The following is a 15,456-nucleotide window of genomic DNA, read 5'->3' on the forward strand; positions in this document are numbered from 1 at the left end:
ATGTCCAATCACTATCTGCACATCTTCACCCGACGTAACTCCGCCCTTCTGTTGATCCTCGGCTTTGCTTCTGGTCTGCCTCTGGCCCTGACCTCGGGCACGCTTCAGGCGTGGATGGCGGTAGAGAATATCGATATCAAAACCATCGGTTTCTTCTCTCTTGTCGGCCAGGCCTATGTCTTTAAGTTTCTCTGGTCTCCCCTGATGGACCGCTATACGCCGCCCTTTTTGGGGCGCAGGCGTGGTTGGTTATTGCTGACGCAATTAATGCTGATCGTCGGTATAGCGTCGATGGGCTTTATGCAGCCTTCACGTGACCTTACTCTGCTGGCAGCGCTGGCGGTCCTGATCGCGTTCTGTTCGGCTTCGCAGGATATTGTGTTTGACGCCTGGAAAACCGATGTGCTGGCCGCCAGCGAACGCGGTAGCGGTGCCGCAATCAGCGTGCTTGGCTACCGTCTGGCCATGCTGGTATCCGGCGGCCTGGCGCTGTGGCTGGCCGACCGGTTCTTAGGCTGGCAGGCTATCTGGTGGTTGATGGCCGCCATGATGGTCCCGGGCGTGATCGCAACCCTGGTAGCTAAAGAGCCGGAAGCCACGGCCGACCGCCCCCATACGCTGGAAGAGGCGGTGATAGCCCCCCTGCGGGATTTTTTCAACCGTAATAATGCCTGGCTTATACTCTCACTGATCGTTCTCTATAAGTTGGGTGATGCTTTCGCCGCCAGCCTGACGACCATTTTCCTGATCCGTGGTGTAGGCTTTGATGCAGGTGATGTCGGCCTGGTCAACAAAACCCTGGGGCTGGTCGCCACTATCGTCGGTGCGCTGGCAGGGGGACTGCTGATGCAACGTCTCAGCCTTTTCCGTGCGCTGATGCTGTTTGGCATCTTACAGGCCGTTTCTAACCTCGGTTATTGGGTGCTGTCGGTCACAGATAAGCATCTTTACACCATGGCGGCTGCGGTTACCGTGGAAAATCTGTGCGGCGGCATGGGCACCGCCGCGTTTGTTGCGCTACTGATGACCCTGTGCAACCGCTCATTCTCTGCCACTCAGTTTGCACTTCTCTCAGCACTCTCTGCGGTGGGCCGCGTTTACGTCGGGCCTGTAGCAGGATGGTTTGTAGAATCATGGGGCTGGCCGACATTTTATGCCTTCTCAGTACTGGCGGCGTTACCCGGTCTTTTGCTGCTGCTCGGTTGCCGTACTACACTGGAGTATGCGCAGCACCATACCGACTTTCTGCCCCGTACCGCGTACGCTTCAGGTTACCGTTGGGCGCTGCGCGGAGTGATCGCTGGCGCGGTGTTACTGGCCTTATGGCTGGTGATGCTAACCGTTAACACGCTTGGCTGGGTCGCACTCACAGAACTGATCCCCCCCCTGTTTGAGGTGGGTATCTTGCTGATGTTGAGTGGAATTGTTACCGGAACATGGCTGGATTTCCTGGCGCTACGCCAGGCGCATTCGCGGGCAAAATAACCTCTTTTTCGTTTCGCTGCTGGGATGTTAAAGAAATTATTTGCTCAACAAAGTGTTTACAAATTCGGGTTGTTTTCATCGCACGTGATGGGCAACCCGAAGGTAACACGCCAGAAAATGCGAAACTTTGACGAAAAATATTAATTTCTCGATTTATCGTCCCGGTAAAAAAATTCTCAGGTGTTTACGCGAGTCAGTTTCAAGTATTAAAAACCGGTGCGTAATTAGTTTTGGTTAATTAATATCACGCAATTGATAAGGATTTGTTAAATAAATGGAGCAATAAATGGCTGGTTATAGCAGATACAATTTTTGTACGGTTTTTTCCATCAAGTTTTGTTATATTAACGCCAACCCTTTGCCAGCATTCATATTTTGTCACTCTCGGCAACATATGTGACAGCGTTTGCAAAAGGTGTCAACACTCCGCTGACACAACCTGTTGCAGGTTTACAGTACTGAAACCTTCCCGTAAAATGCCGCCACACTTAAACGACAATAGAGCCCTTGTCATTGAGGTCGTTAAATGAGACTCATGAAATACAATAAAAGTTTGGGGATTTTGTCATTAATCACAAGCATGATTTTGTTAAGTGGTTGTGATAGTGCGTTATTAAATCCCAAAGGACAGATTGCAATGGAGCAACGTTCGCTGATTCTGACGGCCTTTGGCCTGATGATGATCGTCGTGATCCCTGCAGTCTTGATGGCCGTGGTGTTCGCCTGGAAATATCGGGCATCCAACACCAATGCGAAATACAGCCCGAACTGGTCACACTCAAACAAAGTGGAAGCCGTGGTTTGGACTGTGCCAATCTTGATCATTGTCTTCCTTGGCATCCTGACATGGAAATCGACCCATGCGCTGGAACCAAGCAAGCCACTGGCATCTGATTTGAAACCCGTCGTGATCGAAGTTGTCTCGCTTGACTGGAAATGGATGTTTATTTACCCAGAACAGGGTATTGCTACCGTTAACCAGATTGCTTTCCCGGCTAACCGCCCGGTGAGCTTCAAGATTACTTCGAACACCGTAATGAACTCCTTCTTCATTCCTACCCTCGGTAGCCAGATTTACGCTATGGCGGGGATGCAAACTAAACTGCATCTGATTGCGAATGAAGCCGGTACCTTTGACGGTATGTCCTCGAACTTCAGTGGTCGTGGTTTCTCTGGTATGAAGTTTAAAGCGATTGCAACGCCTGACGAAGCCAGCTTCGAACAGTGGGTCGCGAAAGCTAAACAGTCTCCAGACACCCTCATGACAATGGATGATTTTAATAAGCTGGCTGCGCCTAGCGAAAATCACCCGGTGGAATTCTTCTCAAGTGTGAAACCTGGACTGTTTAAAGACATCATTGGTCAGTTCCAGATGAACCACGGCGGAAGCATGGACATGTCTCACGGCGAAGGCCATGAAGGCATGGATATGAGCAATACCGCTCACGCGGGAGCCGAGGAATAATACGATGCTTGGAAAATTAACACTGGATGCAGTGCCGTACCATGAACCGATTATCATGGTCACTGTTGCCGCCATTATTCTTGGTGGCCTGGCGCTTGTCGCCGCGCTGACTTACTTCGGTAAGTGGAAATATCTGTGGACCGAGTGGCTGACCTCCGTTGACCATAAAAAACTCGGTATCATGTACATCATCATGGCCTTCGTCATGCTGCTGCGCGGCTTTGCCGATGCCGTGATGATGCGTACCCAGCAGGTGCTTGCCTCTGCCGGTGAAGCGGGCATTTTGCCACCGCACCACTACGATCAGATTTTCACGGCTCACGGCGTGATCATGATCTTCTTCGTAGCGATGCCGTTTGTTGTTGGTCTGATGAACATTGCTGTTCCTTTACAGATCGGCGCACGCGACGTGGCCTACCCGTTCCTGAACAACCTGAGCTTCTGGTTCACGGCTGTCGGTGTGGTTCTGGTTAACCTGTCACTGGGTGTGGGCGAATTCGCACAGACCGGCTGGCTGGCATACCCACCATTATCGGGGGCGGAATACAGTCCGGGAGTCGGCGTTGACTACTGGATATGGAGTCTACAGCTCTCCGGTATCGGGACGACCCTGACAGGTATCAACTTCTTCGTGACCATCATGAAGATGCGTGCGCCTGGTATGACCATGTTCAAAATGCCTGTCTTTACCTGGGCATCTCTGTGCACCAACGTACTGATCATCGCTGCGTTCCCGGTTCTGACCGTGACCCTGGCGCTGCTGACCCTTGACCGTTATCTTGGCTTCCATTTCTTCACCAATGATATGGGCGGCAACATGATGATGTACGTCAACCTGATTTGGGTTTGGGGTCATCCGGAAGTGTACATCCTGGTTCTGCCGGTCTTCGGTGTGTTCTCGGAAGTGGTTGCTACCTTCTCGAAAAAACGTCTGTTTGGCTACACCTCACTGGTGTGGGCGACGGTGGTGATTACCATCCTGTCCTTCATCGTATGGTTGCACCACTTCTTCACCATGGGTGCGGGTGCCAACGTTAACGCCTTCTTCGGTATTATGACGATGATCATCGCCATCCCGACCGGTGTTAAAATCTTTAACTGGCTGTTCACCATGTATCAGGGCCGCATTGAAATGCACTCCTGTATGCTGTGGACCGTCGGCTTCCTGGTCACCTTCTCTGTCGGTGGTATGACCGGGGTGCTGTTGGCCGTGCCAGGTGCTGACTTCGTGCTGCACAATAGTCTGTTCCTGATCGCTCACTTCCATAACGTTATTATCGGTGGTGTGGTGTTCGGTTGCTTCGCTGGTGTGACTTACTGGTTCCCGAAAGCATTCGGCTTCAAGCTGAATGAAACCTGGGGTATCCGCGCGTTCTGGTTCTGGATCATTGGCTTCTTCGTTGCCTTTATGCCGCTGTACGTGCTGGGCTTCATGGGTATGACCCGTCGTATCAGCCAGGACATCGATCCTCAGTTCCACCCAATGCTGGTTGTTGCAGCATGTGGTGCGGGCCTGATTGCCTGTGGTGTGATTTGCCAGATTACTCAGTTCTATGTTTCGGTCCGCGACCGTGAACAGCTGCGTGATGTGACCGGTGACCCATGGGGTGGACGTACTCTGGAATGGGCAACCTCTTCTCCACCACCGTTCTATAACTTTGCTGTCGTTCCTGAAATCCATGAGCGCGATGCGTTCTGGGAAATGAAGGAAAAAGGCGAAGCCTATAAGCAGCCGGCTCACTATGAAGAAATTCATATGCCGAAGAACAGCGGTGCCGGTGTTGTAATTGGTTTCTTCAGCGTGGTCTTTGGTTTTGCAGCAATCTGGCATATCTGGTGGCTGGTAGGCCTGTCATTCCTGGCCATTATCGTGTCCTGGATCGTCAAGAGCTTTGACGAAGACGTGGATTACTACGTCCCTGTTGCTGAGATTCAAAAAATCGAGAATCAGCACTTTGACGAAATTAGCAAAGCAGGTCTGAAAAATGTCGACTGAAACTGTGACTAAACACCACGACGCCCATGCGGAGCATGGGCATCACCATGATGCAGGAGCCAATAAAGTCTTTGGCTTCTGGATCTACCTGATGAGTGACTGCATCATCTTCGCAACACTGTTTGCGACGTATGGTGTGATGGTTAATAACACCGCGGGCGGCCCGGCAGGCAAAGACATCTTTGAACTGCCATTCGTTCTGGTGGAAACCGCCCTGCTTCTGTTGAGCTCCATTACCTATGGTATGGCAGTAATCAACATGAACAACAAGCAGAAAGGTGCCGTCATTGGCTGGTTAGCGATGACCTTCCTGTTTGGTGTGGGCTTCATCGGAATGGAAATCTATGAGTTCCATCACCTTATTAAAGAAGGCTTCGGTCCTGACCGCAGTGGCTTCCTCTCTGCGTTCTTCACGCTGGTGGGAACTCACGGTCTGCACGTGACCTCAGGTCTGATCTGGATGGCGGTACTGATGTATCAGGTCGCTTCACGCGGTCTGACGGACACCAACCGCACCCGTATCATGTGTCTGAGCCTGTTCTGGCACTTCCTGGACGTGGTGTGGATCTGCGTATTCACCATTGTTTACCTGATGGGGGTTATGTAATGAGCCATTCAGTAACTGAACATGGCGCTTCTCACGGTAGCGTGAAGTCTTATATGATCGGCTTTATCCTGTCGATCATTCTGACAGGTATCCCATTCTGGATGGTCATGGACGGCGGCGCTTCTAAAGCGACCATCCTCGCGGTTGTTCTGGTGTGTGCAGTCGTCCAGGTGCTCGTTCACCTGGTGTACTTCCTGCATCTGGACAGCAAGTCTGAGGGCGGCTGGAACCTGATTGCTATCGTGTTTGCAGCACTTATCATCCTGATTGTTGTTGTTGGCTCGCTATGGATTATGTGGAACCTCAACTACAACATGATGAGCCACTAACAGAGCTACTGTGATGATTAAGCAATACCTGCAAGTAACAAAACCAGGAATTATTTTCGGGAATTTAATTTCTGTCATCGGGGGATTCCTGCTGGCTTCTAAAGGCAGCATTGATTATTCCCTGTTTCTCTTCACCTTAGTCGGCGTCTCGCTGGTGGTTGCATCAGGTTGTGTTTATAACAACTTTATCGACCGTGATATCGACAAAAAAATGGAGAGAACCAAGAATCGGGTGCTGGTTAAAGGCCTCATCTCTCCGAAATTAAGCCTGGTTTATGCAACCGTGTTAGGTATTGCTGGCTTCGCAATGCTGTATTTCGGAGCGAATCCGCTGGCCATGTGGCTGGCGGTGATGGGTTTTGTGGTTTATGTCGGCGTTTACAGCCTGTACATGAAGCGCAACTCCGTCTATGGCACTCTGATTGGCAGCCTTTCCGGTGCTGCGCCGCCAGTGATTGGCTACTGTGCTGTGACTAACCAGTTTGATGCCGGTGCATTGATCCTGCTGGCGATCTTTAGCCTGTGGCAGATGCCGCACTCGTATGCGATTGCGATCTTCCGCTTTAAAGATTACCAGGCAGCCAATATTCCGGTTCTGCCGGTAGTGAAAGGCATTTCGGTGGCAAAAAACCATATCACGCTGTATATCATCGCGTTTATGGTTGCCACACTGATGCTGACGCTGGTGGGCTACGCCGGGTATAAATACCTGGTTGTTGCTGCGGCGGTCAGTGTCTGGTGGCTGGGAATGGCACTGTCAGGTTACAAAACTCAGAACGATCGCGTCTGGGCCCGTAAGCTGTTTGTGTTTTCGATTGTCGCCATCACCGCATTAAGCGTGATGATGTCGGTCGACTTTATGACCCCTGCCTCGAAAGACTTTCTGACTTACGTCAGCTAACAGTCCGTACACATCACACTGAGGGCGCGATTATCGCGCCCTTTCTTTTTGTTACCACTAACTAAAAAGTAATGTTTTACCCGCCCTCCCCTCACACATAAACTATGTGCATTCGACAGACTGAGGTAGTAATGAACGATAATAAAATGACTCCGGTCGAGCTGCGTGCGACCTGGGGTTTGGGGACGGTTTTTTCCCTGCGAATGCTGGGAATGTTTATGGTGTTACCGGTCCTGACCACTTATGGCATGGCACTGCAGGGAGCAAGTGAAGCGTTAATTGGATTCGCCATTGGCATTTACGGCTTAGCGCAGGCCGTGTTCCAGATCCCCTTCGGACTTCTTTCCGACCGTATAGGCCGTAAACCGCTGATCGTCGGGGGCTTACTGATTTTTGTCTTGGGTAGCGTGATTGCTGCCATGACCACCTCGATCTGGGGCGTGATCCTCGGACGCGCCCTGCAGGGTTCCGGGGCGATTGCGGCAGCGGTAATGGCCCTGCTGTCTGACCTGACCCGTGAGCAGAACCGGACCAAAGCGATGGCGTTTATTGGTATCAGCTTCGGCGTCACCTTCGCGATTGCCATGGTGCTGGGACCGGTGATCACCCACGCCTTCGGCCTGCACGCGCTGTTCTGGATGATTGCGCTACTGGCCAGCGGCGGCATCGTGATCACCCTGCTGGTGGTGCCGTCGGCCTCAAGCCACGTGCTGAATCGCGAATCCGGCATTGTGAAAGGCAGCATTCGTGATGTTCTCGCCAACGCCCGGCTGGTCAAACTGAATATCGGTATTCTCTGCCTGCATATTCTGCTGATGTCGAGCTTTGTCGCCCTGCCTGGACAGTTTGAGCAGGCGGGTCTGCCCGCTGCCGAGCACTGGAAGGTGTATCTGTTTACCATGCTGATCGCCTTCGCCAGCGTACTACCGTTTATTATTTACGCTGAAGTGAAGCGCCGGATGAAACGCGTGTTTGTTGGCTGCGTGGCGCTGATGCTGGTGGCGGAAGTCGTATTGTGGGGCGCAGGGAATCACTTCTGGACGCTGGTCGTTGGCGTGCAGCTTTTCTTCATCGGCTTTAATTTGATGGAGGCGATTTTGCCCTCACTGGTCAGCAAAGAGTCACCGCCAGGTTACAGGGGAACAGCCATGGGGCTTTACTCTACGAGCCAGTTTATCGGTGTGGCGATTGGTGGCAGCATGGGCGGCTGGATTTATGGTCACGTTGACGCGCAGACGGTATTTTTGATCGGTGCGTTGATTGCAGCCGCCTGGCTGATGGTCAGTCTGACCATGCAGGAACCGCCTTACGTCAGTAGCCTGCGTATCACGCTTGAACAGAATAATGAAGATAAAGAACAGCTGGAACAGCGTCTGAAAGCGCAGCCGGGAGTCGCTGCGGTGTTTATCGTGCCTGAAGAGCGCAGCGCTTATGTCAAAATTGACAGTAAAATCACCAGCCGCGCCGACATTGAGAAACTGATCGCCGCAGGGGTATAAGTGCGGCAGGCGGACCATAACGATTGGTCCGCCCCTTCATACCGCCATGGCCGACGCGGGTTATTAATTCTTAAGCGACGGCCGGGGCAGTCTTTCTTACGATCGGCCTGAGTGCCTAATCGCGGAAGTTTTTGAACTGGAACGGCTGCCCCAGATCCGCTTTCCTTACCAGCGCCATTGCACTTTGTAAGTCATCGCGCGACTTGCCAGTTACCCGCAGTTCATCACCCTGAATCTGAGTCTGGACCTTGATTTTGCTGTCTTTAATCTGCTTAACCAGCTTTTTAGCGATGTCGGACTCAATGCCTTTTTTCATCTTCGCTTCGACACTCCAGCTTTTACCGCTGTGTTCAATCTGCTCAGGTACGTCCAGCGCAGCCCCTTCAATGCCACGCTTCAGCAGTTTTTCACGCAGAATATCCACCAGCTGTTTCACCTGGAAGTCGGACTCGCTTAATACTTTGATGGATTCATTTTTTTCATTCAGCTCGAAGCTGGCTTCTACACCGCGAAAATCAAAGCGGGTGGCAATCTCACGGTTAGCAATGTCTACCGCGTTACGCACTTCCTGCATATCAATTTCAGAAACGATATCGAAAGATGGCATGATCTATTCTCCTGATACTAAAGTGACAGGCATAATACCTGCTTGCCGCAGGTAAATAAAACCGCTGGCGCTGAAAGCTATAATAATGAGCAGGACGGTTAACTCAACCCGCGTGCGGGGAGGAATAATGAAAATTACCGTACTTGGATGCGGAGCGTTGGGGCAAATCTGGTTAGCGGCTCTGGAACAACAGGGACATGAAGTGCAGGGATGGCTGCGGGTACCGCAACCCTATTGCTCGGTGAATGTTATCGGCCTGAATGGTCTGACGCTCAATAAAACGTTTATTGCTAACGATCCGACCTTTCTGGCCGAATGTGAACTGCTGATTGTCACGCTGAAAGCGTGGCAGGTTTCTGAAGCCGTGAGAAATCTCCGGTCTGTACTGCCCGCCCACTGCCCGGTTCTGCTGCTGCACAACGGCATGGGGACGCTGGATGAGCTGAAGGGCCTGCTCCAGCCCCTGCTGAAAGGGGTGACGACGCATGCTGCCCGTCGTGACGGCACGGTCATTGTCCATGTCGCTTCCGGGATTACCCATATTGGCCCGGCACTCCCCGCAGGCGTGGAGATGAGCGAACTGGCAGAGATACTGCACCGCGCTCTGCCGGACGTGGCATGGCACAATAATGTGGCTTCCGCCGCGTGGCAGAAGCTGGCGGTCAACTGTGTGATCAACCCTCTGAGTGTGTTTTACAACTGTACGAACGGTGAACTGGCGGAACATCGCCAGGAGATCGAAGCGCTGAGCAACGAGGTAGCCAGCGTCATGGAGCGTGAAGGCCAGCACACATCACGAGAGTGGCTGATTGATTACGTGCTGGAAGTCATCCGCAGTACGGCAGGCAATACCTCGTCGATGCTGCAGGATATTCGTGCAAAGCGCCGCACCGAGATTGATTACATCAACGGCTATGTCATCCGCCGTGCACGCGCGCAGGGGCTGACAACACCGGAAAACAGCCGCCTCTATGAATTTATTAAACGTAAGGAACAAGATTATGACCGCGAAACCATCGGTTCTGGTTTGCCTGGCACCTGGGAGTGAAGAGACCGAGGCCGTCACCACCATTGACTTACTGGTGCGCGCCGGGCTGAAAGTGGTCACGGCCAGCGTAGCGGATGATGGCAACTGCGAAATAGTCTGTTCCCGTGGCGTCCGGCTGCTGGCCGATGCTCCACTGGTGGAAGTTGCCGATGATGACTACGCCGCCATTGTGCTGCCCGGCGGGTTAAAAGGCGCAGAGTGCTTTCGCGACAGCCCGCTGCTGGTCGAAACGGTCCGCCAGTTTAATCAGTCAGGACGCATTGTCGCGGCAATCTGCGCCGCCGCCGGGACAGTCCTGATCCCACACGATCTTTTTCCCGTCGGCAATATGACCGGCTATCCCGGTCTGAAAGAGACCATCCCTGAAGAAAAGTGGATGGATCGTCGCGTGGTGTGGGATCGTCGCGTCAACCTGCTGACCAGCCAGGGGCCGGGCACCGCGATCGATTTCGCCCTGAAGCTGATTGATTTAGTGGCAGGAAAAGAGAAAGCGCGCGAGGTGGCAGAGCAGATGGTTCTGGCCGCCGGGATTTACGACTACCGCGATTGAAATATTGTCAGTTTGCGGCCGGACGCACCCGATGCCGGCCGCGCAGCCCGTTCGCATCCGGTCAGCACACAGCCTCCACAGCGTACATCAGTACGTGAGGAGGGCGAGCACTGCCCGGGCACGAAATGGCCAGTAAGCCAGAATGGCACTGACTTAAGGACGATACACTTTAACGTTTTTGAAGCCCTGCTCGTGCAGATACAGCGCCTGCAAACGGCTCATGACGCCGCGCTCACAGTACAACAGCCAGGTCTTCTGCTGATCGAGATCGCCAAACTGAGTACCCAGCTTGTAGAAGGGCAGCGGTTTCACTTCCACCCCCGTCAGCATCAGCGGACGAGCATCCTGCTCGTCACTGGAGCGGATATCCAGGATCACATCGTTTTCAGCGAACGAATCCACGGTTTCCACTTCTACCACTTCTTCTTCGGTCTTTTCTGCGATTTCACGGATGTCGACGTTCGTCGCTTCATCGACCATGCGATCCAGAATGCTGAAGTCGAAGTGCTGCTCTTCCGCTTCGATTTTCTCTTTAACAGCCTTAACCGTCGGGCTCTTCGAGATCACCCCGCAGTATTCCGGCATGGTACGGGCAAAATCTTCCGTCCCGATCTCGCGGGCAACTTTGATGATGTGCTCTTTGTCATGAGAGATCAGCGGGCGCAGGATCAGCGTATCGCTGGCGTTGTCGATCAGGCGCAGGTTGGTCAGCGTCTGACTGGATACCTGGCCCAGTGCCTCACCGGTCACCAGTGCCTGTACGCCATAGCGCTCGGCCACTTTCGATGCCGCCCGCACCATCATGCGCTTCAGCACCACGCCCATCTGGCCGTCGTCCACTTTTTCGAGGATTTCCCCGACAACCGGCTCAAAGTTAATCGCCACAAAACGCACGCGGTGCGAACTGCCGTAACGCTTCCATAAATAGTGGGCCACCTGACGAACACCGATCTCATGCGCGGCACCGCCGAGATTAAAGAAGCAGTAGTGCACACGGCAGCCACGGCGCATCAGCATATAGCTGGAGACGCCCGAGTCGAAGCCGCCCGAGATCAGCGACAGCACATCTTCCTGCGTACCAATCGGATAACCGCCAATCCCTTCATAGCGCGCAGTAACCAGAATCAGGCGATCGTCTTCAATTTCCAGATTCACGGTGACATCAGGGCGATTTAACTGCACCTGTGCCGTCGCAACGTGCTGGTTAAGGCCACCACCGACATAGCGCTCCACATCCTGCGAACTGAACGCGTGCTTACCACGACGCTTCACACGCACACTGAAGGTTTTACCCTCAATGCGCTCGCGGTTCATTTCCAGAACCTGCTCAAAGATATGATGTACATCGGTATATGAACGGTCTTCTACCGCCAGCACATGGTGAATACCCGGGATTCGCGTCAGTTCAGCCACGATGGCTTCACGCTGATTTTCGTCTTTGGCGCGCACTTCGATATTGTCCCAGTGGCGCACAACGGCGAGGGTTTCATCGAAGGGTTTGAGAACGTTGCGGATATTACCGGTGAGGATTTTGATAAAACGCAGGCGTACTGACTGACTTTTAATCGTAATTTCAGGGAATAACTTAATGATAAACTTCATAGCGGCATGTATTCGTCAGGTAATTAAGTGCTGAACAGCATGGCACTTAACTGATAAAATCAGAGTCTTGCAAATTGGCTTACGCCCTTTGCATCCAGGCGCAGTAGTATATCATCTTTGTACAGTGGCTGCTTCTTCATCTGCAGCCCTGATTACCCTTCCCTGATGTGTGAAAAATGCAGGGATATTTTGCTAATCATTTGTCATCAGCTACCATGAGCCTTTACTGATGAAAAATGATAAGTCAGGATTAAACATGCCGAAAAAAGCCGAACAGCCTGTCAGTTTCGAAACATCACTGCAGCAGCTGGAACAGATTGTTACCCATCTTGAGAGCGGCAGTCTTCCCCTGGAAGAAGCGCTGAATGAATTTGAACGGGGCGTGCAACTGGCGCGTAACGGGCAGAAAACACTGCAGCAGGCTGAACAGCGTGTACAGATTTTACTCAGCGAAGATAAAGACGCTGACCTGACGCCTTACCTGCCGGAAAATGACTGATGGATTTCAATGTGTTACTCACCGCGCACTATCAGCGGGTGAATGCCGCACTGCAACGGTTTATTTCGCTATTGCCCTTTCAGAGTAGTCCTCTGGTGAATGCGATGGAATATGGGGCACTATTAGGGGGTAAACGATTACGCCCCTTCCTGGTGTACGCAACGGGCCAAATGCTACGCGCTGACGATGCGGCGCTTGATGCGCCTGCAGCCGCCGTGGAATGCATTCATGCGTATTCCCTGATCCACGACGATTTACCCGCGATGGATGATGACAGTCTGCGTCGCGGACAACCCACCTGCCATATAAAGTTTGGCGAGGATTCTGCCATTCTTGCAGGGGATGCCTTACAGACTCTGGCCTTTTCTATTCTTGCCGACACGCCGATGCCCGGTGTAACGGCGGAAGCCCGTATCGCGATGCTGTCAGAGCTGGCCCAGGCCAGCGGTGTGGCCGGGATGTGTGGCGGGCAGGCTCTGGATCTGGCCGCAGAAGGGAAACAGGTCAGTTTGCACGAGCTGGAACAGATCCATCGTCATAAAACAGGCGCGCTGATCCGTTCTGCAGTGCGACTGGGTGCCCTGACCGCCGGTGAGCACGGACGCGCTGCCCTGCCCGCTCTCGATCGTTATGCCAGTGCGATTGGCCTGGCATTTCAGGTACAGGACGATATTCTGGATGTCATCGGCGATACCGCCGTACTCGGTAAACGGCAGGGAGCCGATCAGCAGTTAGGCAAAAGTACCTATCCGGCGTTAATGGGGCTGGATAATGCCAGGAAAAAAGCATGGGATCTCTACCAGGAATCCCTCAGCGCATTAGAAACGCTTGCCGCACAGTCTTACGACACCGCCCCACTGAGGGCGCTGGCAGGCTTTATAATTGAACGCGATAAATAACTTCCAAATGAGTCTCTGAATGAGTTTTGAACCTGCAAAATACCCGACGCTTGCTCTGGCAAGCACGGTGCAAGAATTACGTTTGCTACCGAAAGAGAGTCTGCCAAAACTCTGTGACGAGCTACGCCAGTATCTGCTCGACAGCGTTAGCCGCTCCAGCGGTCATTTTGCGTCTGGTCTTGGTGTGGTAGAACTCACCGTTGCCCTGCACTACGTCTATAACACGCCGTTTGATCATCTTGTGTGGGATGTGGGCCATCAGGCCTATCCGCATAAAATCCTGACCGGGCGTCGCGATCGCATCGGTACCATCCGCCAGAAAAATGGCCTGCATCCTTTCCCGTGGCGCGATGAAAGTGAATATGACGTGCTTAACGTCGGCCACTCGTCCACCTCCATCAGCGCCGGTCTCGGTATGGCTGTGGCCGCCGGGAAAGAAGGAAAAGATCGCCGTACCGCCTGTGTCATTGGCGATGGTGCGATCACCGCGGGCATGGCGTTCGAAGCGATGAACCACGCCGGGGATATTAAAGCCGACCTGCTGGTGGTGCTGAACGACAATGAAATGTCGATCTCAGAAAACGTCGGAGCACTGAACAACCGCCTCGCGCAGATCCTGTCCGGCAAGACCTATTCACGTCTGCGTGAAGGTGGCAAAAAAGTACTGGGCGGCCTGCCGCCGATCAAAGAGTTGGTCAAACGCACCGAAGAACACCTGAAAGGAATGGTGGTGCCGGGCACGCTGTTTGAAGAGCTGGGCTTTAATTACATCGGCCCTGTTGACGGTCACGATGTGCTGGCGCTGGTACAGACGCTGCGCAATATGCGTGCACTGAAAGGCCCGCAGTTCCTGCACGTGATGACGAAAAAAGGTAAAGGCTACGCCCCGGCTGAGAAAGATCCGATTAGCTGGCACGCGGTGCCGAAATTCGACCCTGCCAGCGGTTTACTGCCCAAAAGTGCGGAAGGTCTGCCAAGCTACTCGAAAATTTTCGGCCAGTGGCTGAGTGAAACCGCCGCAGAAGACAGTAAGCTGATGGCCGTCACCCCAGCCATGCGTGAAGGATCGGGTATGGTCAGCTTCTCACGCGATTATCCGCAGCAGTATTTTGATGTGGCGATTGCTGAACAGCATGCGGTAACCTTTGCCGCCGGGCTGGCCATCGGCGGCTATAAGCCGGTGGTGGCGATCTATTCCACCTTCCTGCAGCGCGCCTATGATCAGCTGATCCATGACGTGGCAATCCAGAAGCTACCGGTGCTGTTTGCCATCGATCGCGGTGGCATTGTCGGTGCCGACGGTCAGACACATCAGGGCGCATTCGACATCGCCTTCCTGCGCTGTATTCCAAACATGGTGATCATGACGCCAAGCGATGAAAACGAGTGCCGCCAGATGCTGTATACCGGCTATCATCACGACAGTGGACCCAGTGCGGTACGCTACCCGCGCGGCAGCGGAACCGGTGCGGCGCTGGAGCCGCTGGCCTCACTGCCGCTGGGTAAGGGACGCACGCTGCGTGAAGGAAGCGGGCTGGCAATTCTCAACTTCGGCACGCTGCTGCCGGAAGCCGCTGCTGTTGCCGAGGCGCTGAATGCCACGCTGGTGGATATGCGCTTTGTGAAACCCCTGGATGACGCGCTGATCCTCGAACTGGCCGCCAGCCATGATGCGCTGATCACCCTTGAAGAAGGGGCCATTAAAGGCGGAGCCGGAAGTGGAGTGAATGAGCTGCTGATGGCTAAGCGCCGGCCAGTTCCGGTGCTGAATATCGGCCTGCCGGATGCCTTTATTCCCCAGGGAACGCAGGATGAAATCCGTGCCGATTACCTGCTGGATGCCGCCGGTATCCGCCAGCAGATCGAGACCTGGCTGGCACAGTAATTCTGCCGCTAAAGTGTTACAACGTGCTCCCTTCCCCGGGAGCTTTTTTTTGCCTGCTATTCTTAATGAATGATTAATAGCAGG

Annotated in this window: 14 protein-coding genes; 12 read left to right on the top strand and 2 right to left on the bottom strand. The window is 53.3% G+C overall.

What is annotated here, in order from left to right; translation table 11 throughout:
* The 7 genes from ampG (at position 1) to K6L24_RS16390 (ending at position 8,282) form a co-directional block, all read left to right on the top strand.
* Positions 1–1,485, top strand: coding sequence for a muropeptide MFS transporter AmpG (gene ampG / locus K6L24_RS16360; RefSeq protein WP_062747754.1), 1,485 nt, complete (start codon positions 1–3; stop codon positions 1,483–1,485).
* 526 nt (positions 1,486–2,011) lie between these two features.
* Positions 2,012–2,950, top strand: coding sequence for a cytochrome o ubiquinol oxidase subunit II (gene cyoA, locus K6L24_RS16365; RefSeq protein WP_062747756.1), 939 nt, complete (start codon positions 2,012–2,014; stop codon positions 2,948–2,950).
* Positions 2,951–2,954: 4 nt separating this feature from the next.
* Positions 2,955–4,946 carry a cytochrome o ubiquinol oxidase subunit I gene (cyoB, locus tag K6L24_RS16370; protein ID WP_062747758.1) on the top strand — a complete coding sequence of 664 codons (1,992 nt, stop codon included), beginning with the start codon at positions 2,955–2,957 and terminating at the stop codon, positions 4,944–4,946.
* Positions 4,936–5,553 carry a cytochrome o ubiquinol oxidase subunit III gene (locus K6L24_RS16375; protein WP_118664537.1) on the top strand — a complete coding sequence of 206 codons (618 nt, stop codon included), beginning with the start codon at positions 4,936–4,938 and terminating at the stop codon, positions 5,551–5,553. The genes cyoB and K6L24_RS16375 overlap by 11 nt, the downstream gene beginning before the upstream one ends.
* The gene (locus K6L24_RS16380; RefSeq protein ID WP_062747763.1) at positions 5,553–5,882 is read left to right on the top strand and encodes a cytochrome o ubiquinol oxidase subunit IV; all 330 of its coding nucleotides are present in this window, start codon (positions 5,553–5,555) and stop codon (positions 5,880–5,882) included. Before K6L24_RS16375 ends, K6L24_RS16380 begins: the two co-directional genes overlap by 1 nt.
* A gap of 13 nt (positions 5,883–5,895) precedes the next feature.
* A complete protein-coding gene (gene cyoE / locus K6L24_RS16385) occupies positions 5,896–6,783 on the top strand; it encodes a heme o synthase (RefSeq protein WP_062747765.1) in 888 nt (295 codons plus the stop codon).
* Positions 6,784–6,914: 131 nt separating this feature from the next.
* The gene (locus K6L24_RS16390) at positions 6,915–8,282 is read left to right on the top strand and encodes an MFS transporter (protein ID WP_118664538.1); all 1,368 of its coding nucleotides are present in this window, start codon (positions 6,915–6,917) and stop codon (positions 8,280–8,282) included.
* Between the two features lie 115 nt (positions 8,283–8,397).
* Here the strand turns inward: K6L24_RS16390 and K6L24_RS16395 are convergent, their stop codons facing one another.
* Positions 8,398–8,889: a YajQ family cyclic di-GMP-binding protein gene (locus tag K6L24_RS16395; protein ID WP_062747769.1), complete on the bottom strand. Its 492-nt coding sequence runs from the start codon at positions 8,887–8,889 to the stop codon at positions 8,398–8,400.
* A 127-nt stretch (positions 8,890–9,016) separates the two neighbouring features.
* On the opposite strand from K6L24_RS16395, the gene panE reads away from it, so the two are divergent.
* Together panE and yajL are read left to right on the top strand one after the other, a co-directional pair.
* Positions 9,017–9,937 carry a 2-dehydropantoate 2-reductase gene (gene panE, locus K6L24_RS16400; protein ID WP_222681655.1) on the top strand — a complete coding sequence of 307 codons (921 nt, stop codon included), beginning with the start codon at positions 9,017–9,019 and terminating at the stop codon, positions 9,935–9,937.
* The gene (gene yajL / locus K6L24_RS16405; RefSeq protein WP_062747774.1) at positions 9,891–10,487 is read left to right on the top strand and encodes a protein deglycase YajL; all 597 of its coding nucleotides are present in this window, start codon (positions 9,891–9,893) and stop codon (positions 10,485–10,487) included. Before panE ends, yajL begins: the two co-directional genes overlap by 47 nt.
* 153 nt (positions 10,488–10,640) lie before the next feature.
* On the opposite strand, the gene thiI is transcribed toward yajL, so the two are convergent.
* Complete coding sequence (thiI, locus tag K6L24_RS16410) at positions 10,641–12,089, bottom strand: tRNA uracil 4-sulfurtransferase ThiI (RefSeq protein ID WP_062747776.1); 1,449 nt, start codon at positions 12,087–12,089, stop codon at positions 10,641–10,643.
* A gap of 256 nt (positions 12,090–12,345) precedes the next feature.
* On the opposite strand from thiI, the gene xseB reads away from it, so the two are divergent.
* The 3 genes from xseB to dxs are packed head-to-tail and all read left to right on the top strand — an operon-like array spanning position 12,346 to position 15,372.
* Positions 12,346–12,588 (top strand): exodeoxyribonuclease VII small subunit, encoded by a 243-nt coding sequence (xseB, locus tag K6L24_RS16415; RefSeq protein WP_062747778.1) that lies wholly within the window; start codon positions 12,346–12,348, stop codon positions 12,586–12,588.
* A complete protein-coding gene (gene ispA / locus K6L24_RS16420) occupies positions 12,588–13,487 on the top strand; it encodes a (2E,6E)-farnesyl diphosphate synthase (protein ID WP_062747781.1) in 900 nt (299 codons plus the stop codon). The genes xseB and ispA overlap by 1 nt, the downstream gene beginning before the upstream one ends.
* 19 nt (positions 13,488–13,506) lie before the next feature.
* On the top strand, positions 13,507–15,372 hold the full coding sequence (dxs, locus tag K6L24_RS16425) for a 1-deoxy-D-xylulose-5-phosphate synthase (protein WP_062747783.1): 1,866 nt from the start codon (positions 13,507–13,509) through the stop codon (positions 15,370–15,372).
* Positions 15,373–15,456 lie beyond the last annotated feature (84 nt).

Origin of the sequence: Erwinia persicina, assembly GCF_019844095.1 — a bacterium.
In the GTDB taxonomy this organism is placed as follows: Bacteria; Pseudomonadota; Gammaproteobacteria; order Enterobacterales; family Enterobacteriaceae; genus Erwinia; species Erwinia persicina.

Coding starts and splice junctions, on each gene's coding strand:
- thiI (WP_062747776.1), bottom strand. CDS start 12,089: ATGAAGTTTATCATTAAGTTATTCCCTGAAATTACGATTAAAAGTCAG.
- K6L24_RS16395 (WP_062747769.1), bottom strand. CDS start 8,889: ATGCCATCTTTCGATATCGTTTCTGAAATTGATATGCAGGAAGTGCGT.
- K6L24_RS16380 (WP_062747763.1), top strand. CDS start 5,553: ATGAGCCATTCAGTAACTGAACATGGCGCTTCTCACGGTAGCGTGAAG.
- cyoB (WP_062747758.1), top strand. CDS start 2,955: ATGCTTGGAAAATTAACACTGGATGCAGTGCCGTACCATGAACCGATT.
- cyoE (WP_062747765.1), top strand. CDS start 5,896: ATGATTAAGCAATACCTGCAAGTAACAAAACCAGGAATTATTTTCGGG.
- K6L24_RS16375 (WP_118664537.1), top strand. CDS start 4,936: ATGTCGACTGAAACTGTGACTAAACACCACGACGCCCATGCGGAGCAT.
- panE (WP_222681655.1), top strand. CDS start 9,017: ATGAAAATTACCGTACTTGGATGCGGAGCGTTGGGGCAAATCTGGTTA.
- K6L24_RS16390 (WP_118664538.1), top strand. CDS start 6,915: ATGAACGATAATAAAATGACTCCGGTCGAGCTGCGTGCGACCTGGGGT.
- cyoA (WP_062747756.1), top strand. CDS start 2,012: ATGAGACTCATGAAATACAATAAAAGTTTGGGGATTTTGTCATTAATC.
- xseB (WP_062747778.1), top strand. CDS start 12,346: ATGCCGAAAAAAGCCGAACAGCCTGTCAGTTTCGAAACATCACTGCAG.
- yajL (WP_062747774.1), top strand. CDS start 9,891: ATGACCGCGAAACCATCGGTTCTGGTTTGCCTGGCACCTGGGAGTGAA.
- ampG (WP_062747754.1), top strand. CDS start 1: ATGTCCAATCACTATCTGCACATCTTCACCCGACGTAACTCCGCCCTT.
- ispA (WP_062747781.1), top strand. CDS start 12,588: ATGGATTTCAATGTGTTACTCACCGCGCACTATCAGCGGGTGAATGCC.
- dxs (WP_062747783.1), top strand. CDS start 13,507: ATGAGTTTTGAACCTGCAAAATACCCGACGCTTGCTCTGGCAAGCACG.